Below are 23,038 nucleotides of genomic sequence, written 5' to 3' on the forward strand. Positions count from 1 at the left end.
GCGCTCGGGGCCCTCAGCCCCGCAGTTGAATCCAGGTGGTTTTCAGCTGGGTGTACTTGTCGAAGGAATGCAGCGACAGGTCGCGGCCAAAGCCCGACTGCTTGCCGCCGCCAAAGGGCACGGTCACGTCCAGCGCGTCGACGGTGTTCACCGACACGGTTCCGGCATTCAGCCGCCGTGCCACCCGGTGCGCGCGGTTCAGATCGTCGGTCCACAGCGACGCGGCCAGGCCATAGATGTGCTCGTTGGCCAGGGCCACCGCCTGGTCTTCGTCGTCGAACAGCGTGACCGCCAGCACCGGGCCGAACACTTCTTCGCGGGCCAGGGTCATGTCGGCGGTCACGCCCGTGAAGATGGTCGGCTCGATGAAGTTGCTCGAGCCGTCGAAGCTCAGTTGCCGACCGCCGCACACCAGCCGCGCGCCCTCGACCTGGGCCTGTTCGATGTAGCGCTTGATGCGCTGCGCCTGCCGCGCATCGACAATGGCCCCTGCCCGGCTCGCCGGGTTAAGCGGATTGCCCGGCTGCCACTGGCGCGCCTTGGCCACCAGGCGCTCGATGAACCCCTCGGCGATCGAGCGTTGCACCAGCAGGCGCGAGTTGGCCGAGCAGACTTCGCCCTGGTTGAAGAAGATGCCGAACGCGGCTTTCTCGGCCGCCAGGTCCAGGTCCTGGCAATCGGCGAACACCAGGTTCGGGCTTTTGCCGCCGCATTCCAGCCAAACCTGCTTGAGGTTCGATTGGGCGGCGTACTGCATGAAGTACTTGCCCACCTCGGTGGAGCCGGTGAACACCAGGGCATCCACCTCCATGTGCAGGCCCAGAGCGCGACCGGCCTCCTCGCCCAGGCCCGGGACCACGTTGAGCACGCCCTTGGGGATACCGGCCTCAATGGCCAGCTCGGCCAGGCGCAGGGCCGAGAACGGCGACTGCTCGGCCGGCTTGAGCACCACGCTGTTGCCGGCGGCCAGGGCCGGGGCCAGCTTCCAGGCGGCCATGTCCAGCGGGAAGTTCCACGGCACCACCGCGCCGATCACCCCCAGCGGCACCCGGGTGATGGTCGCCAGGACATGGCTGGCGCTCGGCGCCACCTGGTCGTAGAGCTTGTCGAGGCTTTCGCCGTACCAGGCGAACACCTGGGCGGCGCCCGGCACGTCGATGTTCCAGGCATCCATCACCGGCTTGCCCATGCTCAGGGAGTCGAGCAAGGCCAGCTCGTCACGGTGCTCCAGCATCAGCCGCGACAGGCGCAGCAGGATCGCCTTGCGCTCGCCCGGCGCCATCCTGGCCCAGGGGCCTTGCTCGAACGCCCGACGGGCGCTGCGCACGGCCCGGTCGACCTCGACCTCACCGCAGGCAGCCACCTGGGCCAGGCGTTTCTCGGTGGCCGGGTTGACCACATCGAAGCGCGCGCCGCTCTCGGCCTGGCACGCCTCACCGTCGATAAAGGCGCTGTCGATCAGGCGTTGGCGTTGCGCCAGGGCTGTCCACTCGTTGAAGTCTTTCACCGCGGATTCCTTGTTCTTATGAGTTGTCATGAAGGGTTGCAGAGGTATTCGGCCAGGCGCTCCATCAACCGGTCGCAGGCCGCCATCTGTTCGACGCTGACGAATTCGTCCGGCTTGTGGCCCTGGTCCATGCTGCCGGGGCCGCAGACCACCGCCGCAATACCGGCCTGATGGAACAGCCCGCCTTCGGTGCCAAAGGCCACGGTGCTGAAGGCCGCGCTGCCACAGAGTTGCGCCACCAGCTGCGCGGCGGCGCTTTCAGGGGCAGTCGCCAACCCCGGATAGGCCGAGATCGCTTCGAAGCGGATCGCCGTGTCGGCCTTGATTGCCTGCATCGCCGGCAACAGCTCCTGTTCGGCGTAACCTTGCAGTTCGTCCACCACCGCCTGGGGTTCGAAGGCCGGCAAGGCGCGTACCTCGAAATCGAAGCGGCAGTCGGCCGGAACGATATTCAGCGCCGTGCCGCCCTGGATCACCCCGACCTGCACGGTGGAGAACGCCGGGTCGAAGCGGGCGTCGTGATGCTCGGGGGCCGCCAGGCGCCGGCCGATCTCCCCCAGCCGGCCGATCAGCCGCGCCGCCTGCTCGATGGCGTTGACCCCGTACGGTGCATAGGCCGAGTGGCATGGCGCGCCGTGCACATGGCAACGCATGGCCAGCTTGCCCTTGTGGCCGAGCACCGGTTTGAGCTCGGTGGGTTCGCCGATCAGGCACAGCACCGGTTGGGGCATGCGCTGTGGCAACAGCTCCAGCAGGCTGCGCACGCCGAGGCAACCGACCTCCTCGTCATAGGAGAACGCCAGGTGCACCGGCCGGCGCAGCGGGCTTGCGAGAAACATCGGCACCGCGGCCAGCACCGAGGCCAGGTAGCCTTTCATGTCGGCGGTGCCGCGGCCGTAGAGCTTGCCGTCGCGCTCGGTCAGGCTGAAGGGTTCGAGCGTCCAGGGCTGGCCGTCCACCGGCACCACGTCGGTGTGCCCGGACAGCACGATGCCGCCTGCCACCGCCGGGCCGATGCTGGCCAGCAAGTTGGCCTTGGTCCGCTCGGCGTTGTAGATCAGCTCGCAGTTCACACCCAGGCCCTGCAGGTAGTCGCGGACGAACTCGATCAGGGCCAGGTTCGAATCGCGGCTGACCGTGGCAAAGCCCACCAGCCTGGCCAGCAAGGCGCGACTGCGCAGCTCACTCATCGCCCGGCACTCCGTAGCTCGGCGCCAGGGTCGGGTTGAGGGCGCGGGTCAGGTAGTCCTGCAACTGCGGCTCGTAGGCGCTCCAGAGTGTGTGCAGTTCGCCGATGGGGTCGGCCTCGGCCCAGTCCACCCGCAGGTCGACGATCGGCCAGACCAGCTCGCCGACCACCGACAGCGCCGCCGAATGCACCGCACCCGCCTCGCCCCCGGCGTCCTGCCCGGCCTGCAGCGCGCTGAGCAACCGCGCCGCCAGGCAGCCTTCGCTGCTTTCGAAGGCCTCGACCATGCGCTCGATCACTGCGTTGTTGGCCAGCAGGTTGCCGGCCGCCACGCACTGCTCACCGGCCACGGCATTGTGGATGCCCAGCGCGTGATTGCCGCTGAACACCGCCGTGCGCCCCTGGGCATCCACCACCGCCACCTGGCGGTACTGGCTGTAGCCGTTGCGGGTCAGCGCCTGGTCCAGGGCCTGCGCGGGCGCCAGGCCTTCGCCCAGGCCGTCGAGCACCTGGGGGCCGAGGGCCGGCAAGGTGATGTTCTGGCTCGACACCGCGCCCACCCCGCTGCGCAACCAGGGGCAACGGGCGCCGACGGCGATGCTCGACGAACTGATGGCAATGCCCAGCTGGCCGGTTTCGGCACAGCGGCCGACGATGGAGAAAGTCATGGCGAACTCCTTATTCGGGGATGACCGCGATCACGTCGATTTCCATCAGCCACTGCGGCTGGCCCAGGGCGCTGACCACCAGCCCGGTGGAGATCGGGAACACGCCCTTGAGCCACTTGCCGACCTCCTGATAGACCGGTTCGCGGTAACGCGGATCGATCAGGTAGGTGGTGGTCTTGACGATATGGCTGAGGTCGCTGCCGGCCTCTTCCAGCAGTTGCTTGACGTTGCGCATGGCCTGCTCGGCCTGGGCCCGTGGATCGCCGAGGCCGACCAGCTGGCCATTGAAGTCGGTGCCGACCTGGCCACGCACATACACCGTGTTGCCGGCGCGCACGGCTTGGCACAGGTCGTTGTCCAGGCTCTGGTTCGGGTAGGTGTCTTTGGTGTTGAACATGCGGATGCGGGTATGCGTAGGCATCAGCGGGCTCCCATGAGGCTGGCGGGTTGAGTGGAGGATTCGCGGTCGGCTTGACGCTGCGCGGCGTCGCGATAATCGAAGTAGATGCGCTGCTTGACGATGTGCTCGGCGATGTGCCGGGCGTCGTGCCACACGCCCCAGATAAACGCCGAGCCGCGGCGCGACAGCCACGGCAGGCCGACGAAATAGACCCCGGGCTCGCTGGACACCCCGCGCTGGTGGCGGGGCTTGCCGTTGTCCTTGAAGGCATCGACCTGCAGCCAGCTGTAGTCCGCCGAATAGCCGGTGGCCCAGATGATGGTGGCGACGCCGGCCTTGGCCAGGTCGAGCTCGAGGATCGGTTGGGTCAGGCACGGTGGGTCCGGCAGCATCACCCGCGCTTCGGGCTCTTGCGGCAGGTCCAGGCCGTTGCGCGCGATGTAGGCATCGGCGGCGTCGAGCAGCGCCAGGTAGTTTTCGTCGCCGCGGGCAATGTTCTCGGCCAGGTTGGCCTCGAAGCGGGCCACGCCGTTCTCGAAGGCCTTGGTCAGGCCGACCAGGGTCATGCCCTGGTGGGCCAGCCGGCGAAAGTCCACGGTATGCCCGCCACGGGCGCCGCTGACGGCGATGGTCACGTGCTCCTTGCCCGGTTGCATGGTCTCGGCATCCCACTCGCCCAGCACCCCCAGCCACCAGCAGAAGTCACGGTTGCGGTAGGCGCGTGGCGGACGGTCATGGGCCCCGACCGAGAGATAGACCTGCTTGCCGGCGCGTTGCAGTTCATCGGCGATCTGCACCCCCGAGGAGCCCGCGCCCACCACCAGCACCGCGCCTTCGGGCAACTGCTGCGGGTTGCGGTAGGCCGCCGAGTGCATCTGCAGCACGCGTTGATCTTGCGGGGCGATCGGTGGGGTCACCGGGCATTGGAACGGACCGGTGGCCACCACCACCTGCCGGGCTTCGATCACCCCGTCGCTGGTGTCCACGGTGAAGCCTGGGCGGTTGGCGTTACGCACCACCTTCCGGACTTCGACGCCGGTGCGGATCGGCGCGTTGAATTTGCGGGCGTAGGTTTCGAAGTAGTCGGCCACCTGGTCCTTGCCGGCAAAGGCATCGGGGTCCAGGCCTGCGAACTCCAGGCCGGGAAAGCGGTCGTGCCAGGCCGGGCCGTTGGCCACCAGCGAATCCCAGCGTCCGGTGCGCCAGGCTTCGGCGATGCGCTTGCGTTCCAGCACCAGGTGCGGCACGCCCAGGCGGCTCAGGTGTTCGCTCATGGCCACGCCGGCTTGGCCGGCGCCCACTACAAGCGTGTCGATTGTTGTTTTATGGGTTGTCATGTCTGCGCCCTGTTGAGTGATCCCACGTAGGCAGCCGTGGGAGGTGTAGGACGCATTCTGGGAGCAGGAGGAAAATGCCGAAATTATGATTTTTGTGGTTGCTAGAAAGTAAAAAACTCTCTGGCTATCTGGGGATCCTGTGCATCAGCCCTACAACAGAATCAGCCCCTGCTCAGCCCCTTGCAGAATCCTCCTAAATCCTTGCCCCGCCATTCCCGGTACGGTTTCCAGCGACCCTCTCGACCGAACCAGGACCCGCCATGGCCAGCAACGGACCCGGGCCGATGCCCAGCCTTCTACGGCCCGCCAACCCCAACCAGCGCCCTGCCGAACGCGCCGCCGAAACCGTCCCACCCAGCTACGGCGAACAACTCTGGGCCCAATATGAGAAATACGCCAAGGAACCTGCGCCAGCGCCGGAAAAGGTCCAGGTGGCGCTGCGCATCGGCGTGTTTTTCGACGGTACCGGCAACAACGCCAGCAACTCGGCCGTGGGGCAGCTTTGTGGGGCCCAACACCCTATCGATGCCAGGGATATCGATGGCAGTTGCAAGCCGTATATGAAGGATCCGCAGAGCAGTTATGGGAATGATGTGAGCAATGTTAAGCGGTTGAGTGATTTGTACTTTTCCGAACAGGAATCTGAAGGTAAGGGCCTACAAAGACAGGCCTTTCGCTCCATCTATATCGAAGGTATCGGCACGCAAGCTGGCGAAAAAGATAGCGTGATCACCTCGGGAACGGGGCGTGGCGGTACGGGAATATCAGGATGTGTGCAGAAGGCATTTATCGAGATCAAGCAACGTCTTGGTCTTTTCTTCGAGCAGAACCCTGACAGCGAAATTACCTCTCTGACCTTCGATGCCTTCGGCTTTAGCCGAGGGGCCGCCGCAGCCCGGCACTTTGCCAATGAAGTCGTGCGCTGGCTGGGGCCACTCGAGCTGATTCTGCACGACCACTCTAAGGCCTTCAGTCCCCGCTTCAACCGACAGTACGGCAACGACCTAGACATGGGCTTTATCGGCCTGTTCGATACGGTGCCGTCGGTTGCCGGGCTGAGCAATCTGGGCAACGTGCGCAGCGCCATTGCCGCAGGTATCAAGCTGCACCTCGACCGTCGCTACTTTCGCTCGGTGGTCCAACTGGTCGCCCGCGACGAGTACCGCGCCAACTTTGCCCTGAGCCGGGTCAAACCCGACCACATCGAGATCACCCTGCCCGGTGCACACTCGGATATCGGTGGTGGTTATCTGGATGAGGTGCAGGAGTGTGTCCTGGTCAGTCCGATGCAGGCGCTGGAGGTGCCATTCAATACTGATGTGACCCAAACTTCGATTTATCGGGAAGCGATACAGACGAGAAAGCGCTGGTTGGCCGAGGGTTGGCCCGCACAATGGCTGGAAATCGTCACACCGGAGCCGACGGTTCTTCCGCAGGATTCACAGGACCGCCTCGGTTTACGACAAAAACGAGTGTATGCCGGCCTGCAGCTCAAGAGACCAATGAGTAACAAACTGGCAAAGGTGTATCTGCGCGTCATGTATGAACTGGCCAAGGAGAACGGCGTACGCTTCAACACCATCGACGAACAAGACCCGGACTACGCCATCCCGCAAGAGCTTCAAGCCCTTTGTGACAGATTTGTCGCCGGTGACTACAGTACGACTCCAGCCGAGGAGACCATGCTCAAGCTGCGTTATATCCATCTCTCGGCCCACTGGAACCACCCGCTTGGCAAACAGGATGGCGGCAGCCTTAAAGTCGTCTATATCAATGCCCCCACGGTGGATGCCGTGCGTGTGCAACACCCTCACGTACCTGACTGGACGCTTTGGTAATGAGAATATTCATCGCCCTGCTGGGCGCACTGCTGCTAAGTGGTTGCCTGGCCGGTGATCCACTTTCCGCAAAAAACGATCCCAAAAGCCCCTGGTGGGAACTTGGCTTTACTGAACCCTACTACATGAAAGTCTGGGTTGAAGACAGCGCAGTAGAGGATATCAATGGAAAACTGTTTCACCGCACTGCCCGTGGGACTGCGTCAGGCGGAAACCTTGGTTATAAAAAGGAATGGGCCAGAGGTTGGAGCGAGATTGGTGGTGATGGCAGATCGGTGATCGGTGCCGACCTGCCCAAACGCATTTTCGTACGCTGGCAATCAGTGGTTGAACCACAAACTTATCGGGTATGGATCGACATCCCGGAAGAGGCCCGGCAAATCATGCGCAAGACCACGGCCCGTCGTTGCCCGGAAACGCCACAGCAAACCGCCAGCTACATGGCCTCGGTCAACCTGGGGCTGGCTCCTGGCGGCATTGTCCAGGTCTGGGTAAGGGATGAATGTCATCACCCGATCAAAGTCGCCCGCGTCCAAGCCGAGATTGAACCGCTGGGGCCGCACCTGGGTAAATCAAACGGGCACTACTACCCGCTACCCGAGAACTCCAAGCGGTACATAGAGAAGTACGGCATTCCCTATGGCAGCTGGTAGGCAAAGTCATTACTTACCCAATCGATATTCAATGGCTCGCGATAGCACCAGGGGCCTGGCCTCCCATCCTTGCAATCCTGGAAACAATGAAATTCCGTTTAAGGAATTGATAGCCCCCTAACTAAAGGTGCAAGCTAGAGAGCTTTCATCGCGCTTATATCATTCCGAATGATAGTTACCTTCGGCTCATTCGATTCGTGCGATACAACCCCTGCCGAGCATCATCCGCCCATCTCAAATACATTGGCGGATGATCCATGGAACAGTCACTCAAACACTTACGCTTCCCTCTCGCATTATTGGCTGTGCTGGTGATGAGCGCCTGTGGCAAGGCGCCGCAAACGGCCGCCAACATGCCCGCCGCCAAAGTCAGTGTGGCCAAGGTGCTGGAGCAACCGGTCAACGAATGGGACGAGTTCACCGGGCGCCTCGAGGCGCCTGAAACCGTACAGATCCGCCCACGGGTTTCCGGCCAGATCGACCAGGTGGCCTTCACCGAAGGCGCCCTGGTGAAGAAAGGCGACCTGCTGTTCCAGATCGACCCACGGCCGTTCCAGGCCGAAGTGCGCCGCCTGGAAGCCCAGCTGCAACAAGCCCGCGCCACCGCCACCCGCAGTGCCAATGAAGCCCAGCGCGGCCAGCGCCTGCTGACCAGCAACGCGATTTCCGCCGAACTGGCCGACACCCGCACCAGCGCCGCCCAGGAAGCCCGCGCCGGGGTCGACGCGATCCAGGCGCAACTGGACGTGGCCAAGCTCAACCTGAGCTTCACCCGGGTCAGCGCGCCCATCAGCGGCCGCGTCAGCCGCGCCGAAATCACCGCCGGCAACCTGGTGACCGCCGACGTCACCCCGCTGACCAGCGTGGTCTCCACCGACAAGGTCTACGCCTACTTCGACGCCGACGAGCGTGTGTACCTCAAGTACACCCAGCTCGCCCGCCAGGGCCAACGTGGCCAGACCACCCCGGTCTACCTCGGCCTGTCCAATGAAGAAGGCCACCCGCACCTGGGCCAGATGAACTTCGTCGACAACCAGGTCAACCCGCAGACCGGCACCATCCGCGGTCGCGCGGTGTTCGACAACAGCGACGGCAGCTACACCCCGGGCCTCTATGCACGCCTGAAACTGGTGGGCAGCGGCACCTACTCCGCCGTGCTGATCAACGACGAAGCGGTGGGTACCGACCTGGGCAAGAAGTTCGTGCTGGTGATGGACACCGACAACAAGCCGGCGTACCGCGCCGTCGAGCTGGGGCCGAAGATCGAAGGCCTGCGCATTGTCCGCAACGGCCTGAACAAGGACGACACCATCATCGTCAAGGGCCTGCAGCGAGCCCGTCCGGGCGCGCCGGTCAGCCCTGAAGTGGTGCCGATGGCCAGCAAGGAAACCCTCGCCGCCCTGGCGCAACAACGACAAGCCCTGGAAGCCAGCAACCTGCCTCAAGTCGCCCCCGCCAAGGGCGCGCCTGAAGCGGCTGCGAAACTGGCCAGCGCTGCGACTCCACGCGGTTAAGGGAAAAGACTCAAGATGAATTTCTCCCAGTTCTTCATTTCACGGCCGATCTTCGCAGCGGTGCTGTCGCTGCTGATCCTGATCGCCGGCTCCATCTCGCTGTTCCAGCTGCCCATCAGCGAATACCCGGAAGTGGTACCGCCGACCGTGGTAGTGCGCGCCAACTTCCCGGGCGCCAACCCGAAAGTCATCGGCGAGACCGTGGCCGCGCCCCTGGAGCAGGCCATCACCGGGGTTGAGAACATGCTCTACATGTCCTCGCAGTCCACCGCCGACGGCAAGATCACCCTGACCATCACCTTCGCCCTGGGTACCGACCTGGACAACGCCCAGGTGCAGGTGCAGAACCGCGTGACCCGGACCGAGCCGAAGCTGCCTGAAGAGGTGACGCGCATCGGTATCACCGTGGACAAGGCCTCCCCGGACCTGACCATGGTCGTGCACTTGACCTCGCCGGACAAACGCTACGACATGCTCTACCTGTCCAACTACGCCATCCTCAACATCAAGGATGAGCTGGCGCGCCTGGGCGGCGTCGGCGACGTGCAGCTGTTCGGCATGGGCGACTACTCGCTGCGGGTCTGGCTCGATCCGAACAAGACCGCTTCGCGCAACCTGACCGCCACTGACGTGGTCAACGCCATTCGCGAGCAGAACCGCCAGGTCGCCGCCGGTACCCTGGGCGCCCCGCCCGCGCCGAGCGCCACCAGCTTCCAGCTGTCGGTCAACACCCAGGGCCGCCTGGTGACCGAGGAAGAGTTCGAGAACATCATCATCCGGTCCGGCGACAACGGCGAGATCACTCGCCTGAAAGACATCGCCCGGGTCGAGCTGGGCTCCAACCAGTACGCCCTGCGTTCGCTGCTGAACAACCAGCCGGCGGTGGCGATCCCGATCTTCCAGCGCCCTGGCTCCAACGCCATCGAGATCTCCAACGAAGTGCGGGCCAAGATGGCCGAGCTGAAGCAGAGCTTCCCGCAGGGCATGGACTTCAGCATCGTCTACGACCCGACCATCTTCGTGCGTGGTTCCATCGAGGCCGTGGTGCATACCCTGTTCGAAGCGCTGATCCTGGTGGTGCTGGTGGTGATCCTGTTCCTGCAGACCTGGCGCGCCTCGATCATCCCGCTGGTGGCGGTGCCGGTCTCGCTGATCGGTACCTTTGCCGTGATGCACCTGTTCGGCTTCTCGCTCAACGCCCTGTCGCTGTTCGGGCTGGTGCTGGCCATCGGTATCGTGGTGGACGATGCCATCGTGGTGGTGGAAAACGTCGAGCGTAATATCGGCCTCGGGCTGAACCCGGTGGAAGCCACCAAGCGCGCCATGCGCGAAGTGACCGGGCCGATCATCGCCACCGCCCTGGTGCTCTGCGCGGTGTTCGTGCCGGCGGCCTTCATCAGCGGCCTGACCGGGCAGTTCTACAAGCAGTTCGCCCTGACCATCGCGATCTCCACGGTGATCTCGGCCTTCAACTCCCTGACCCTGTCGCCGGCCCTGGCCGCGGTCTTGCTCAAGGACCACCACGCACCGAAGGACGGCTTCTCCAGGTTCCTCGACAAGTTGCTGGGTGGCTGGCTGTTCAAACCGTTCAACCGCTTCTTCGACCGCGCAAGCGGTGGCTACGTCGGCACCGTGCGCCGGGTGATTCGTGGCAGCGGCATCGCCCTGTTCCTCTACGCGGGCCTGATGGTGCTGACCTGGTTCGGCTTCGCCCACACGCCGATGGGCTTCGTCCCGGCCCAGGACAAGCAATACCTGGTGGCCTTCGCCCAACTGCCGGACGCCGCGAGCCTGGACCGCACCGAGGACGTGATCAAGCGCATGTCCGACATCGCCCTGAAGCAACCGGGCGTGGAAAGCGCGGTGGCCTTCCCGGGCCTGTCGATCAACGGTTTCACCAACAGCCCGAACAACGGCATCGTGTTCGTGACCCTCAAGCCTTTCGACGAGCGCAAGGACCCGAGCATGTCCGCCGGAGCCATCGCCGGCGCCCTGAACGGCAAGTACGCCGATATCCAGGAAGCCTACATGGCGATCTTCCCACCGCCGCCGGTACAGGGCCTGGGGACCATTGGCGGCTTCCGCCTGCAGGTCGAGGACCGCAGCGGCATGGGTTACGAAGAGCTGTATAAAGAAGTGCAGAACGTCATCGCCAAGAGTCGCAGCGTGCCGGAACTGGCCGGGCTGTTCACCAGCTATCAGGTCAACGTGCCCCAGGTCGACGCGGCTATCGACCGGGAAAAGGCCAAGACCCACGGCGTGGCCATCAGCGATATCTTCGACACCCTGCAGGTCTACCTGGGCTCGCTGTACGCCAACGACTTCAACCGTTTTGGCCGTACCTACCAGGTCAACGTCCAGGCTGAACAGCAGTTCCGTCTCGAAGCCGAACAGATCGGCCAGCTGAAAGTACGCAACAACAAGGGCGAGATGATCCCGCTGGCGACCTTCATCAAGGTCAGTGACACCTCCGGTCCCGACCGCGTGATGCACTACAACGGCTTCGTCACCGCGGAAATCAACGGCGCGGCCGCACCGGGCTACAGCTCCGGCCAGGCGGAAGCGGCGATCGAGAAACTGCTCAAGGAAGAACTGCCCAACGGCATGACCTACGAATGGACCGAGCTGACCTACCAGCAGATCCTTGCCGGTAACACCGCGCTGTTCGTCTTCCCGCTCTGCGTCCTGCTGGCGTTCCTGGTACTGGCGGCGCAATACGAGAGCTGGAGCCTGCCGCTGGCGGTGATCCTGATCGTACCGATGACCCTGCTGTCGGCCATCACCGGGGTGATCCTGTCCGGTGGCGACAACAACATCTTCACCCAGATCGGCCTGATCGTACTGGTGGGCCTGGCGTGCAAGAACGCGATCCTGATCGTCGAATTCGCCAAGGACAAGCAGGAAGAAGGCCTCGACCCGCTGGCCGCGGTGCTGGAAGCCTGCCGCCTGCGTCTGCGGCCGATCCTGATGACCTCGTTCGCCTTCATCATGGGTGTGGTGCCCCTGGTGTTCTCCAGCGGTGCTGGCGCGGAAATGCGTCATGCCATGGGTGTCGCGGTGTTCTCCGGGATGCTCGGGGTGACCTTCTTCGGCCTGCTGCTGACCCCGGTGTTCTACGTCCTGATCCGCAACCATGTGGAGCGCAGCGAAGCCCGCAAAGCGACCCGTGCCCTGAAACTGGAGGCGCAACAATGAGCGTGAAAGCCTTCCTGCCGAGCTTGCTGGCACTGGCCCTGAGTGCCTGTGCCGTCGGCCCGGACTACCAGACCCCGCCTCTTGATGCGGCCAACATCACGGCCGCCACCGACGGCGCCGCGGGCCAGAAGAATTTCGACCGCGCGCGTTTCGAAGGCATCTGGTGGCAGCAGTTCGACGACCCGGTGCTCAACCAGCTGGTGACCCGGTCCCTGCAGGGCAACCGTGAGTTGCGTGTGGCCTTCGCTCGCCTGCGGGCCGCCCGGGCGATTCGCGACGACGCCAGCAACGATGCGATGCCGACCATCACCAGCCGCGCCAGCAGCGACCTGGCCAAGGGTCAGATCCCCGGCCAGACCACTCGCCGGGTCAACAGCGAACGCTATGACCTGGGCCTGGACATGGCCTGGGAACTGGACCTGTTCGGTCGCATCCAGCGCAACCTGGAAGCCAGCGAAGCCGACCAGCAGGCCGCCGAGGCCGACCTCTACCAGTTGCAAGTCACCATGATTGCCGAGCTGGTGGATGCCTACGGCCAGCTGCGCGGCGCCCAGCTGCGGGAAAAGATCGCCCTGGCCAACCTGGCCAACCAGCAGGAGTCGCGCAAAATCACCGAAAGCCTGCGTGACGCCGGCGTCGGCGACCAGCTCGACGTGGTCCGCGCCGATGCGCGCCTGGCCGCGGTAGAGGCCAGCGTGCCGCAACTGCAGGCCGAACAGGTGCGCCAGCGCAACCGTATCGCCACCCTGCTCGGCGAGCGGCCGGACAAGCTCAGCGTCGACCTCAAGCCTGCGCAACTGCCGGCGATTGCCAAGGCCCTGCCGATCGGCGACCCGGGCGAGCTGCTGCAACGCCGTCCGGACATTCTCAGCGCCGAACGCCAGCTGGCCGCCGCCACCGCACGGATCGGCGTGGCCAAGGCCGACCTGTTCCCCCGGGTCAGCCTCAGCGGCTTCCTCGGCTTCACCGCCGGTCGTGGTTCGCAGATCGGCTCCTCGGCCGCCAATGCCTGGGCCCTGGGCCCGAGCATCACCTGGGCCGCCTTCGACCTGGGTAGCGTGCGCGCCCGTCTGCGCGGCGCCAATGCCGACGCCGACGGCGCCCTGGCGACCTACGAGCAGCAAGTGCTGCTGGCCCTGGAAGAGTCGGAAAACGCGTTCAGCGATTACGGCAAGCGCCAACAACGCCTGATCTCGCTGATTCGCCAGAGCGAGTCGAGCCGCGCCGCGGCGGACCTGGCGCAGATCCGCTACCGCGAAGGCACCGTCGATTTCCTGGTGCTGCTCGACGCCCAGCGCGAACGCCTGGCCGCCGAGGACTCCCAGGCCCAGGCCGAGGTCGACCTGTACCGTGGCATCGTCGCCATCTACAAGGCCCTGGGTGGCGGCTGGCAGCCTGAGGCGGTCGCCAGCAAGTAAGGCTTCAACCGAGCTCCTTTGGTTGGCCGCAACCAACCAAATTTTTGCCCCGTGTTCTCATTCGGTCACGGGGCTTTTTTTGCCCCCTGGAACAGCATCGCGGGCAATCGAGCCGCGACCGGCCGCGCCTACAGAAGAAGATCGCCGTTTCTGCAGGAGCGAGCGGGCGGCGATCCGACTTGCCCGCGATGACTGTCGTTCAGGCACCTCAACCCAGTATCTATTCCAACACCGTCACCGTCGCCGTGGTGCCGGCGCGCAACCGGTCCTTGCCCGGGTAATCGGGGTCGATGGCGATCCGCACCGGCACCCGCTGCGCCAGCTTGACCCAGGTGTAGCTGGGGTTGATGTTGGCCAGCAGGCGGCTGCCCTGGGAGTTCTCGCGGTCGGTAATGGCAAACGCGATGCTCTGCACCTGGCCGCCGAAGGTCTCGCCGCTCATCAGCTGGATGCGCACCGCGCTGCCCTCCTCGATCCGCGGCAGCTTGGTCTCCTCGAAGTAACCACTGATGTAGAAGGAGTCGCTGTCCACCAGCGCCAGCAAGGCCGCACCGGCACTGGCGTAGTCGCCCTGGCGGGTCTGCAGGTTGGTCACGTAGCCGCTGACCGGGGCTTCGACCCGGGTGCGCTGCAGGTCCAGTTCGGCCTGTTTCAGCGCCGCCTGGGCCAGGTGCACGTTGGCCCGGGCCAGGCCGAGATTGGCCTGGTCGCGCAACAGGTCGGCCTGGGCCACCGCCACATCGGTATTGGACTTCTCCCACTCCTCGCCGGAAATCGCGAAGCCCTGCTTCAGGCTGCGGCGCCGACGCTCTTCGCTTTGCCGCTGCTTGAGCTGCGCCGCGCTGGCGGCAATCGCCGCTTCGGACTGGCCGAGGGTGGCGACCGCCACTTCCACCGAGCGCTTGGCATGCTCCACGGCCAGGGCGTATTGCGCCGGGTCGATCTCCAGCAGCAGCTGACCCTTGTCCACGTGCTGGTTGTCCTGCACCTGCAGGCTGACGATGCGCCCGGCGACATCCGCCGACAGGGTCACCACATCGGCCCGCACCCGCGCATCACGCGTCCAGGGCGCGCGGGTGTAATGCTCCCAGGCAAACCAGCCCAGCACCAGCGCCAGCACTACCGCCCCCAGGGTGATCGAGCGGGCCAGGGTGTTTTTCAGATTCATAGGCTTCCCATCAGCAAAATGACCGTGGCGCAGACGCAGGCATACAGCGCCCCTTCGAACAACGCTTCGTGCCAGACGAAGCGCAACACACCGAGGCGCCGCAGCCCCCAGTCGAGCAACAGGAAAATCGGCAAGGCCAGCAACAGGGCCTGGGCAATGGGCGGCAGGTAGACGCCGCCGAATTCGAAATCAATGGGCAAGGACCGGTTCTCCTGTTTCCGTGGGTTGCAGCATGGGGCTGTAGCGCTCCAGGAAGGCGCCGACGATCAGCAGCGAGACGCGCATGCGGAACACCGACCACAGCTGCTCGTGAGCCTGGGGCCGGTCGGCGCCGTGCAACTGATCGAGGTAGTCGCCCAGCTCTCGCAGCCGCGCCAGCAGCTCGTCCACCGCCAGCCCCGGGCGCCCGGCCACATAACGCCCGATCCGCCGCAGCAACTGCTGCAGGTCGGCGTTGGCCGCGCTGCTCAGCCAGGGGTTGTCCAGGCTCTGCTGCTTGAGCTGGTTCATCGCCACGCCCAGGGTCATGCAGGCCAGGCTGGTCTCGAAACGCTCGGCGCTAGCGCGGTCGCCGGCGGCGGGCAACAGCCCGAGCATCTGGGTCAGGCGGTCGACCATGCGGCTTTCGAAGACAAACTGCTCCTCGTCGCCGGCCGTGGTTTTCTGCAAGGCGTACACCTGCTCGCGGGTGTCGCGGAACAAGCGGCGAATGCGCAACACCGGGTTGAACGGAAAGATGAAGGCGTAGACCAGCAGCGACAGCACCCCGCCGCTGACATAGGCCCCGGCGAACTCGAACCACTGGATGGCACTGTTCTGCCAGGCGCCGATGTTCTGCGGGCCGATCATCAGCAGGCTCGACAGCCCCAGGCCCATGCCGATGCCGGCGGTCAGCGGGCTGGCCAGGCCCACCGCGACCGTATACAGCAGCGGCACCAGCAATAGCGCCAGCCACTCGAAATCGCCAATCAACGGCACCAGGGCGAAGACATAGACCGCCGAGATCGCCAGCGCCAGGGCCTGGCCGCGCATATAGCTTTGCGCCGCAGCCAGGGGCCGCGGGAAGGTCGCCATCAGCGAGCAGAGAATACCCACCAGGACCATGCTCGAACGCGCGCCGTCCCAGGCGGTTTCGATCCAGATCAGCCCGGCGACCAGCAGCGCGGTAAAGGCCCGCAGCGCATTCATCGCCGCCAGCGGCCAGTCCAGGTGCAACGGATTGGCCCGACCCTGGCGGTACAGGCAACTGGCCTGGCGGCCGTCCTGGATGGCATCGCTGAATTCGAGAATGTCTTCGAGCTGCTTGAGCATCCGCGCCTGCTCCCAGCGCAGGGCCCAGGCCAGGGAGCGCAAGGTGGCGGGCAAGGCATCGGCCTCGCGCTCGGCGCGCCGCGCCTGTTCATCGAAGCGCTGCTGCAATTGCCCGAACTGCTGCCGCGAGGCGGCGGGTAACCTACGGCCGTGCTGCGCCAGCTCATCGAGAAACGCCAGCTCGTCGGCGCGCAGTTGCTGGATCGCCTCCGGTAGCTCGCCGACCCAGCGCGCCCGCAGCAGTTCGCGCTGGTGGCGCAGCACGGTAAGGCGTGAGGTCAGCAGCACCAGTTGGTTACCCAGCAGTTGCACCAGGCCGTCGGCGCTGCGCAGGCGTGGCGCATCGAAGTACAGGTGGCGGCGCAACCCTTCCAGCGCGCTGATCTCGCCCAAAAGCTGCATTTGCCGCTTGTGGAAGTCGGCTTCGCTCTCGTCGGTGCGAATCGCTGCCGCGGCATGGGTCGCCAGCAGCTTGAGCACCTGGTCGATCTTGGCGAAGTAACCGTGGGCCACCGCCTCCGGGCGCGCCGTCAGCAGGCTGACCACGCAGACGCAGGCCACCGCCAGCAGGGTTTCGGTAACCCGGGTAATCGCCAGCGTCAGGGTGTTGCCCTGCTCGGGGATCGCCAGCATCGCCACCACCACCGCGGTGTAGCCACTGAGCACGAATGCCTGGGAACTGGTGTAGCGCAACAGGGTGCCGCCGGCGGTGCACAACGCCAGCCACAGGCCCAGGGTAACCAGGAACGGCAGTGGCGCCTGGGGGAAGATCGCCATGATCAACACCGCCACCGCGGCCCCCAGGGTGGTGCCGATCACCTGGCCGAAGCTGCGGGCCAGGGCCATGCCGGCCAGGGGCTGGCTGACGATGATCACCGCCATCAGCGACCACTTGGGCTGGTCGAGATCGAAGATGAACGCCAGGTACAGGGTCAGCAGGCCCGCGGCGATGGTGCGCAGGGCGAAGCGCAGCACCGCGCCTCCCGGGTGGATGACGACCTTGAAGTAGTTGATCAGTGGCTGCATGAGTGGGTTCTGGGCAAAGGGGCACCTGCGGCTAGCGTAGTCAATCGGCGGCCGGGAAAGCTTATCGTCCCGGCCTTCCCGGCAGGAAGGCAATTTTTCCCGAACTGTCGATCGTCCGCGCCAACCGCCTCGTCAAGCAGTGTGATGGGACCCGCCGGTGCCGCTCTTGCGGCCTTGCCCCGCCGCGAAAACCCGAGTCGTATCCGCCGCCCCGCAACCGCGGTTTGACTCCAAGGGGAACCTGACCGAAGCTTGCGCCTTCGTAAAGCCGCCCCTGCCATGGATGCCTCATGACCAAGCCCCGCCGCCCCCTGTTGATCAGCCTTATCGTCGTCCTGGCCCTGGGCCTGGCGTGGCTGTTCCTGCGCACCACGCCGCCGGTGGTGCCGGATGCGATCAAGCACGGTTACGCCAAGGCCCTGGAACAGGCGCGCAACGGCCAGCCCGGGGCCGCGCGGGTGCTGTATCAGCAGTTGGGACGTCCCGACCTGTCGGACAGCCGGCGCATCCGCCTGCTCGCCGAGCTGCACAACTACCCCAGCCCGCAGGCGCTGAAACTGGCCGACGCCGGCCTGCACCACGCCGAGCCCGAGGTCCGCGAGGCCGCCATTCAGGCAGTGCTCGGCCTGGTTCCGGCACGCCAGCGCAGCCTGCTGATCGGCCCGCTGCTGGACGACGAAGTGCAAAGCGTGCGCTTCGCCGCCGTCACCGCCCTGCTCGGCCTGTCGCCGGATGAGCAGGGCCTGTATTTCGGGCCGCTGCAGCAAGTGATCGATGAGTACACCCAAGTGCTCAAGGCCCAGCCGGAGAACGTCGAGGCGCAATACCAGCTGGCGCGCCTGTACCTGCACAACGCCAACCTGGACCGGGCCCAGCAGACGCTGGAGCATGCCTTGAGCCTGCAACCGGACAACCTGCAAGCGGTGATCCTGCAACTGGAGGTGCTGGACCGCCAGGGCCGCAGCGAAGATGCCCGCAAGCTGCTGGCCAGGCAACTGCAGGCGCAACAGGATTCCGCCTACCTGCAACACGCCCTGGGCATGTGGCTGCTGCACCACGACCAGAGCGAGTTCGCCCTGCTCGGCCTGTCCCGCGCCGTGGAGCTGGAGCCGAACAACGCCGACTACCGCTACGACCTGGCCACCACCCTGCACAGCGAAGAAGAGCTGGAGGCGGCGCAGAAACAGCTCGAGGAAATCGTCCAGCGCCAACCCGCCAACCGCAAGGCGCGGGTGTTGCTGATCAAGTACTGGAAGGAAAGCGGCCAACTGCAGAACGTGCAGATTCTCCTGGCCCAGCTGGAACAACAGAACCCCGACGACCCGGCGTTGCAGCAAGGTCTGTAAACCCGCGCCGCCGGACGATATTTCAATGTCGCCCCGTCCCTGTAGCCGCTGCCGCAGGCTGCGATCGCCTGCGTAGCAGGCGCAAGATTTACCTGATCCATCGTGGAGCCCGGTCTTGCGGTTGCTACGCAACCGATCGCAGCCTCGCGGGCTCGGCAGCGGCTACAGGACTACAGGGCTCGGGGTGTCATGCCAGCAGGCGCTGGATCTGCTCCTGCAGGCTGTTGAGGTCGAAGGGCTTGGCCAGGATCGGCGCGCTTCTGGCGATCGGGCTGCCGGACTCGAGAATCTCGGTGGGATAACCGCTGATGAAAATCACCTTGAGGTCCGGTCGCAGCTTCACCGCGGGCTCGGCGATCATCACCCCGGTAATCCCGCCCGGCAACCGGTAGTCGGTGATCATCACATCCAGGTGCGGTTTGCTGGCGAGGATCTCGAATGCCTGCTCGCCGTTTTCCGCCTGCAGCACCCGATAGCCCAGGCCCGACAGGTAGTCGGCGAGCAACATCAGAATCACCGGTTCATCTTCGACGATCAGTACGACGTCTTGTGCATCTTCACTCATGAGAAGCCTTTGTTCGGTCAATAGCTGCTGATACGACCATCCGGTCATCCAGAAGGTTGCGTGGCTGCCGGTGTTTTCCTACAGCGGCAGACAAACGCGAAACAGGGCACCTTCGCCGACCCTGCTGTCGACTTCGATGGTGCCGCCATGGGCGGTGACGATCTGCTCGGAAATGAACAACCCCAGCCCGAGCCCGGCCACCGCATGATTGACAGAGACGCGCTCGAACTGCTGGAAGATACGCGCCTGGTCTTCCTCGCTGATGCCGATCCCGTGATCGCGCACCTCGACCCGCGCCTGCCCGTCCGCGCTGTAGACCCGTACTTCGATCGGGCTCCTGGCGCCATACCGCAAGGCATTGGTCAGCAGGTTGGAGATCACCTGTTCGATGCGGAACTCGTCCCACTGGCCAAGCACCGAGCCTTCGGCGCTCAGGGCGATCGAGGACTCGGCGGCCTCGACCTGGGGCGCGAAATTCTCCAGCAGGCCGCGCACCAGTTGCACCAGGTCGACCTGGCTCGGGCGGATCGACAGCTTGCCGGTACGGATCCGCGAGATGTCCAGCATGTCCTCGATCAGGCGGATCAGGCTTTTGATCTGGCGCTCGTCGCGCTCGACCATGGCGTGCATCTTGTCCAGGGTGAACGCGCAAGCATTGTCGCGGGCCAGGTGCATCTTGCGCAGCTGGGTTTCCAGGATCAGGCCGTTCAACGGCGTGCGCACCTCGTGGGCGACGATCGACATGAAATCGTCACGCATGCGCACCGCCTGCTCCAGTTCGTTCTGGGTCGCCTGCAACTGCTTGAGCAGCGCCTCCTGCTCGCGCCGGCTCTGTTCCAGGGCTTCGACCTGCTGTTTCATGGCCTTGCTCTGCCGGTACAGGTCGACGAACACATTGACCTTGCTTTTTACCGCATGGATATCCAGCGGCTTGTGCAGGAAGTCCACCGCGCCGCTCTCATAGCCCTTGAAGGCATAGTCGAGCTCGCGCCCGGCGGCGCTGACGAACACGATGGGGATGTTCTTGGTCTTCTCGGTGCCGCGCATCAGTTCGGCCAGCTCGAAGCCGTTCATGCCGGGCATCTGCACATCGAGGATGGCCATGGCGAATTCATGCTGGAGCAACAGCGACAACGCCTCGTCCGCCGACAGCGCCTTGTACACCTGGCGGTCCTCGCGCTTGATCAGCGCTTCGAGGGCCAGCAGGTTCTCTGGCAGATCGTCGACGATCAGCAGCTTGGCTTGGATATGACTTAACATGCGATTCGTTCCAGCTCGACAAGCAGACGGCTGATGCCGTGCAAAGGGAGAATGTAATCCGGTCGGTGCAGCGCGATGGCCGCCTCGGGCATGGTCGCCACCTGGGCCTCGGCCGGGTCCTGGACAATGCTCAGGCCGCCGCGCCGCTTGACCTGGGCCAGGCCATGCGCGCCGTCCTGGTTGGCCCCGGTCAGCAGCACCGCGGCCAGGCGCGGGCCATAGGCATCGGCGGCGGAGTCGAACAGGTAATCGATGGCGGGACGCGAATGATGCACGCGCTCCTCCTGGCTCAGGGACAGGCTGCGGTCCTGCTCCACCGACAAGTGGTAACCGGGCGTGGCGAAATACAGGGTGCCGCGCTCGATGGTCTGCTTGTCGCGAGCCTCTTTCACCGGCAGCGCCAAGCGCTGGCCGAACAGCTCGGCCAACTGGCTGCGATGCCCTTCGGGCAGGTGCAGCACTACCACGATCGGCAGGCTGAACCCCTCGGGAAACGCGGTGAAGATTTCCAGCAGCGCCTCGACGCCGCCGGCCGACGCGCCTATCGCTATGGCCTCGACCCGCGGCAGGGCGGATTGCCTGATGAGGTCGCCGTTCATGATTTGCGGTAGACCCGCTCTTGTTTGACCAGCGCTTCGAAATGCTGGGCGTAGGCCGAGAAATCCAGGGTTTCCTTGCTGCCCAGCACCAGGAAGCCACGGTGGCAAAGCGACTCGTGGAACAGGCCGAAGGCGCGGTCCTGCAACTTCTTGTTGAAATAGATCAGTACATTGCGACAGGAAATCAGCTGGGTTTCGGAGAACACGCTGTCGGTCGCCAGGCTGTGATCGGCGAAGGTCACGTTCTCACGCAGGGTCTTGTCGAAGATCGCGTAGTCGTAGGCCGCCGTGTAGTAGTCGGCAAAGGAGCGCAAACCGCCGGCCTGCTGGTAGTTCTGGGTGTAGGCGCGAATGTTTTCCAGGGAAAAGATGCCCTGCTTGGCCTTCTCCAGGGAGCTGGGATTGATATCGGTGGCGTAGATGATGGTGCGCTCCAGCAACCCTTCCTCGCGCAACAGGATGGCCATCGAATAGACCTCTTCGCCGGTGCTGCAACCGGCGATCCAGATCTTGATCGAAGGATAGGTCTTGAGCAGCGGCACCACTTCCTGGCGAATCGCCAGGAAGTGCGACGGGTCGCGAAACATCTCGCTGACCGGGATCGTCAAGAATTGCAGCAGTTGCATGAACGCGCCCGGATCGTGCAACACCCGTTCCTGCAGGGCGGAAATGGTCTTGCATTCGAACTGGCGCAGCGCATGGTTGATCCGGCGCTTGATCGAGGCACCGGAGTAATCGCGGAAGTCGTAGCTGTACTTGAGGTAGATAGCTTCGATCAACAGGCGCAGTTCGATCTCGGTATTGCGCTCCACTAGATTCTTTCCATCTTGGGTAACCAGACTCGAATAAGGGAAAACAGCCGGTCGAGGTCGATCGGCTTGGCCAGGTAATCGTTGGCGCCAGCCTGCAGGCAGCGCTCCTGATCGTCCTTCATGGCCTTGGCGGTCACCGCGATGATCGGCAGCTTGCGCCAGCGCGGCTGCTTGCGGATTTCCAGGGTGGCTTCGTAACCGTCCATCTCGGGCATCATCACGTCCATCAGCACCAGGTCGATGTCCTCGACTTCGTTGAGCTTGGCGATCGCCTCATGGCCATTGCGCCCGATGACCACGATCGCGCCCTTCTGCTCCAGGGCGCTGGTGAGGGCGAAGATATTGCGCACATCGTCGTCCACCAGCAGGACCTTGCGCCCCTCGAAGACCTTGTCGCGGCTGCGGGCGGCCTTGAGCATCTTCTGCCGCTCATGGGACAGCTGGGATTCGACCTTGTGCAGGAACAGCGTCACTTCGTCCAGCAGGCGCTCGGGCGAACGCGCGCCCTTGATGATGATCGAGCGCGAATACTTGCGCAGTTCCGCCTCTTCGTCGCGGGTCAGGTTGCGCCCGGTGTAGACGATCACCGGCGGGAACGAGCAGATGTCCTCGGTGGACATGCGCTTGAGCAGGTCGTTGCCAAGCATGTCCGGCAGCTTCAGGTCGATGACCATGCAGTCGTAGAGGTTGTCGCGCAGCAGTTCCAGGGCCTCCTGGGCCAGGCCGACGGCGGTGATCTCGATGTCGTCGTCGCCGATCAGCCGGGCGATGCTGTCGCGCTGCAGGTCGTCGTCCTCCACCAGCAGCACGCGCTTGACCTTCTGGGTGAGCTTGGCTTCCAGGCGGGCGAACACGTCCTTGAGCTCTTCGCGGGTGGTGGGCTTGACCGCGTAGCCGATGGCGCCCATGTGCATGGCGGCCTCGACCCGGTCTTCCACGGAAATCACGTGCACCGGGATGTGCCGGGTGCTCGCGTGCGCCTTGAGGCGCTGCAACACTGTCAGGCCGGAGTGATCCGGCAGGCGCATGTCCAGCAGGATCGCGTCCGGCACGAACTGCTCGGCCAGGCTGTAGCCCTCGTCGGCGCCGTGGGCCACCAGGCACTGGTAACCCAGCTCGTGGGCCAGGTCATACAGGATGTGGGCAAAGTTCGGCTCGTCCTCCACCACCAGGATGCAACGGGTGGCGAACGGCGCCTTGTCGCGATCGTCGGCGAAACGCGCAATCTCCGG

18 protein-coding genes and 1 pseudogene are annotated in these 23,038 nt (G+C 64.6%); 6 read left to right on the plus strand and 13 right to left on the minus strand.

Annotated features, from left to right (window positions below; all coding sequences use genetic code 11):
• Positions 1–13: 13 nt before the first annotated feature.
• Genes IF690_RS16475 through IF690_RS16495 form a run of 5 tightly spaced genes read right to left on the minus strand, consistent with a single transcriptional unit; the run spans position 14 to position 5,101 of the window.
• Complete coding sequence (locus IF690_RS16475; protein WP_502710146.1) at positions 14–1,537, minus strand: aldehyde dehydrogenase; 1,524 nt, start codon at positions 1,535–1,537, stop codon at positions 14–16.
• Entirely contained in the window at positions 1,534–2,697 is a 1,164-nt protein-coding gene (gene argE, locus IF690_RS16480) for an acetylornithine deacetylase (protein WP_202696512.1), read from the minus strand. The genes IF690_RS16475 and argE overlap by 4 nt, the downstream gene beginning before the upstream one ends.
• Entirely contained in the window at positions 2,690–3,364 is a 675-nt protein-coding gene (locus IF690_RS16485) for a DUF1028 domain-containing protein (protein ID WP_202696513.1), read from the minus strand. The genes argE and IF690_RS16485 overlap by 8 nt, the downstream gene beginning before the upstream one ends.
• Before the next feature lie 10 nt (positions 3,365–3,374).
• Positions 3,375–3,785: a RidA family protein gene (locus tag IF690_RS16490; protein WP_007924833.1), complete on the minus strand. Its 411-nt coding sequence runs from the start codon at positions 3,783–3,785 to the stop codon at positions 3,375–3,377.
• Entirely contained in the window at positions 3,785–5,101 is a 1,317-nt protein-coding gene (locus IF690_RS16495) for a flavin-containing monooxygenase (RefSeq protein WP_202696514.1), read from the minus strand. Before IF690_RS16495 ends, IF690_RS16490 begins: the two co-directional genes overlap by 1 nt.
• A gap of 260 nt (positions 5,102–5,361) precedes the next feature.
• On the opposite strand from IF690_RS16495, the gene IF690_RS16500 reads away from it, so the two are divergent.
• From IF690_RS16500 to IF690_RS16520, 5 genes are all read left to right on the plus strand, one after another.
• Positions 5,362–6,939 carry a phospholipase effector Tle1 domain-containing protein gene (locus IF690_RS16500; protein ID WP_202696515.1) on the plus strand — a complete coding sequence of 526 codons (1,578 nt, stop codon included), beginning with the start codon at positions 5,362–5,364 and terminating at the stop codon, positions 6,937–6,939.
• Entirely contained in the window at positions 6,939–7,592 is a 654-nt protein-coding gene (locus tag IF690_RS16505; RefSeq protein ID WP_202696516.1) for a DUF2931 family protein, read from the plus strand. Before IF690_RS16500 ends, IF690_RS16505 begins: the two co-directional genes overlap by 1 nt.
• A 257-nt stretch (positions 7,593–7,849) precedes the next feature.
• Positions 7,850–9,106 (plus strand): multidrug efflux RND transporter periplasmic adaptor subunit MexE, encoded by a 1,257-nt coding sequence (mexE, locus tag IF690_RS16510; RefSeq protein ID WP_202696517.1) that lies wholly within the window; start codon positions 7,850–7,852, stop codon positions 9,104–9,106.
• A 15-nt stretch (positions 9,107–9,121) separates the two neighbouring features.
• Positions 9,122–12,301, plus strand: a complete 3,180-nt coding sequence (locus tag IF690_RS16515) for an efflux RND transporter permease subunit (RefSeq protein WP_202696518.1) — start codon at positions 9,122–9,124, stop codon at positions 12,299–12,301.
• Positions 12,298–13,719: an efflux transporter outer membrane subunit gene (locus tag IF690_RS16520; RefSeq protein ID WP_202696519.1), complete on the plus strand. Its 1,422-nt coding sequence runs from the start codon at positions 12,298–12,300 to the stop codon at positions 13,717–13,719. Before IF690_RS16515 ends, IF690_RS16520 begins: the two co-directional genes overlap by 4 nt.
• Before the next feature lie 220 nt (positions 13,720–13,939).
• On the opposite strand, the gene IF690_RS16525 is transcribed toward IF690_RS16520, so the two are convergent.
• Genes IF690_RS16525 through IF690_RS16535 form a run of 3 tightly spaced genes read right to left on the minus strand, consistent with a single transcriptional unit; the run spans position 13,940 to position 17,224 of the window.
• Positions 13,940–14,887: an HlyD family secretion protein gene (locus IF690_RS16525; protein WP_202696520.1), complete on the minus strand. Its 948-nt coding sequence runs from the start codon at positions 14,885–14,887 to the stop codon at positions 13,940–13,942.
• Positions 14,884–15,087 (minus strand): DUF1656 domain-containing protein, encoded by a 204-nt coding sequence (locus IF690_RS16530; protein ID WP_007924845.1) that lies wholly within the window; start codon positions 15,085–15,087, stop codon positions 14,884–14,886. The genes IF690_RS16525 and IF690_RS16530 overlap by 4 nt, the downstream gene beginning before the upstream one ends.
• The gene (locus IF690_RS16535; protein WP_202696521.1) at positions 15,077–17,224 is read right to left on the minus strand and encodes an FUSC family protein; all 2,148 of its coding nucleotides are present in this window, start codon (positions 17,222–17,224) and stop codon (positions 15,077–15,079) included. Before IF690_RS16535 ends, IF690_RS16530 begins: the two co-directional genes overlap by 11 nt.
• A gap of 290 nt (positions 17,225–17,514) precedes the next feature.
• On the opposite strand from IF690_RS16535, the gene IF690_RS16540 reads away from it, so the two are divergent.
• Positions 17,515–18,570, plus strand: a complete 1,056-nt coding sequence (locus IF690_RS16540; protein ID WP_202696522.1) for a tetratricopeptide repeat protein — start codon at positions 17,515–17,517, stop codon at positions 18,568–18,570.
• A 187-nt stretch (positions 18,571–18,757) separates the two neighbouring features.
• Here IF690_RS16540 and IF690_RS16545 read toward each other — a convergent pair whose 3' ends face one another.
• The 5 genes and pseudogenes from IF690_RS16545 to IF690_RS29310 form a co-directional block, all read right to left on the minus strand.
• A complete protein-coding gene (locus tag IF690_RS16545; protein ID WP_009049261.1) occupies positions 18,758–19,135 on the minus strand; it encodes a response regulator in 378 nt (125 codons plus the stop codon).
• A gap of 78 nt (positions 19,136–19,213) precedes the next feature.
• Positions 19,214–20,395 carry a hybrid sensor histidine kinase/response regulator gene (locus IF690_RS16550; RefSeq protein ID WP_202696523.1) on the minus strand — a complete coding sequence of 394 codons (1,182 nt, stop codon included), beginning with the start codon at positions 20,393–20,395 and terminating at the stop codon, positions 19,214–19,216.
• Positions 20,389–20,994, minus strand: coding sequence for a chemotaxis protein CheB (locus IF690_RS16555; protein ID WP_202696524.1), 606 nt, complete (start codon positions 20,992–20,994; stop codon positions 20,389–20,391). Before IF690_RS16555 ends, IF690_RS16550 begins: the two co-directional genes overlap by 7 nt.
• Positions 20,991–21,806 carry a CheR family methyltransferase gene (locus IF690_RS16560; RefSeq protein ID WP_202696525.1) on the minus strand — a complete coding sequence of 272 codons (816 nt, stop codon included), beginning with the start codon at positions 21,804–21,806 and terminating at the stop codon, positions 20,991–20,993. Before IF690_RS16560 ends, IF690_RS16555 begins: the two co-directional genes overlap by 4 nt.
• Positions 21,806–23,032: pseudogene (locus IF690_RS29310) on the minus strand (response regulator); the annotation flags it as partial. The gene IF690_RS16560 and the pseudogene IF690_RS29310, both read right to left, overlap by 1 nt.
• Positions 23,033–23,038 lie beyond the last annotated feature (6 nt).

The organism is Pseudomonas sp. SK3(2021) (genome assembly GCF_016772375.1).
In the GTDB taxonomy this organism is placed as follows: Bacteria; Pseudomonadota; Gammaproteobacteria; order Pseudomonadales; family Pseudomonadaceae; genus Aquipseudomonas; species Aquipseudomonas chlororaphis_I.

Excerpts from the sequence above, each read along its gene's own strand:
- IF690_RS16475 (WP_502710146.1), bottom strand. The coding sequence starts at position 1,537 with ATGACAACTCATAAGAACAAGGAATCCGCGGTGAAAGACTTCAACGAG.
- argE (WP_202696512.1), bottom strand. The coding sequence starts at position 2,697 with ATGAGTGAGCTGCGCAGTCGCGCCTTGCTGGCCAGGCTGGTGGGCTTT.
- IF690_RS16485 (WP_202696513.1), bottom strand. The coding sequence starts at position 3,364 with ATGACTTTCTCCATCGTCGGCCGCTGTGCCGAAACCGGCCAGCTGGGC.
- IF690_RS16490 (WP_007924833.1), bottom strand. The coding sequence starts at position 3,785 with ATGCCTACGCATACCCGCATCCGCATGTTCAACACCAAAGACACCTAC.
- IF690_RS16495 (WP_202696514.1), bottom strand. The coding sequence starts at position 5,101 with ATGACAACCCATAAAACAACAATCGACACGCTTGTAGTGGGCGCCGGC.
- IF690_RS16500 (WP_202696515.1), top strand. The coding sequence starts at position 5,362 with ATGGCCAGCAACGGACCCGGGCCGATGCCCAGCCTTCTACGGCCCGCC.
- IF690_RS16505 (WP_202696516.1), top strand. The coding sequence starts at position 6,939 with ATGAGAATATTCATCGCCCTGCTGGGCGCACTGCTGCTAAGTGGTTGC.
- mexE (WP_202696517.1), top strand. The coding sequence starts at position 7,850 with ATGGAACAGTCACTCAAACACTTACGCTTCCCTCTCGCATTATTGGCT.
- IF690_RS16515 (WP_202696518.1), top strand. The coding sequence starts at position 9,122 with ATGAATTTCTCCCAGTTCTTCATTTCACGGCCGATCTTCGCAGCGGTG.
- IF690_RS16520 (WP_202696519.1), top strand. The coding sequence starts at position 12,298 with ATGAGCGTGAAAGCCTTCCTGCCGAGCTTGCTGGCACTGGCCCTGAGT.
- IF690_RS16525 (WP_202696520.1), bottom strand. The coding sequence starts at position 14,887 with ATGAATCTGAAAAACACCCTGGCCCGCTCGATCACCCTGGGGGCGGTA.
- IF690_RS16535 (WP_202696521.1), bottom strand. The coding sequence starts at position 17,224 with ATGCAGCCACTGATCAACTACTTCAAGGTCGTCATCCACCCGGGAGGC.
- IF690_RS16540 (WP_202696522.1), top strand. The coding sequence starts at position 17,515 with ATGACCAAGCCCCGCCGCCCCCTGTTGATCAGCCTTATCGTCGTCCTG.
- IF690_RS16545 (WP_009049261.1), bottom strand. The coding sequence starts at position 19,135 with ATGAGTGAAGATGCACAAGACGTCGTACTGATCGTCGAAGATGAACCG.
- IF690_RS16550 (WP_202696523.1), bottom strand. The coding sequence starts at position 20,395 with ATGTTAAGTCATATCCAAGCCAAGCTGCTGATCGTCGACGATCTGCCA.
- IF690_RS16555 (WP_202696524.1), bottom strand. The coding sequence starts at position 20,994 with ATGAACGGCGACCTCATCAGGCAATCCGCCCTGCCGCGGGTCGAGGCC.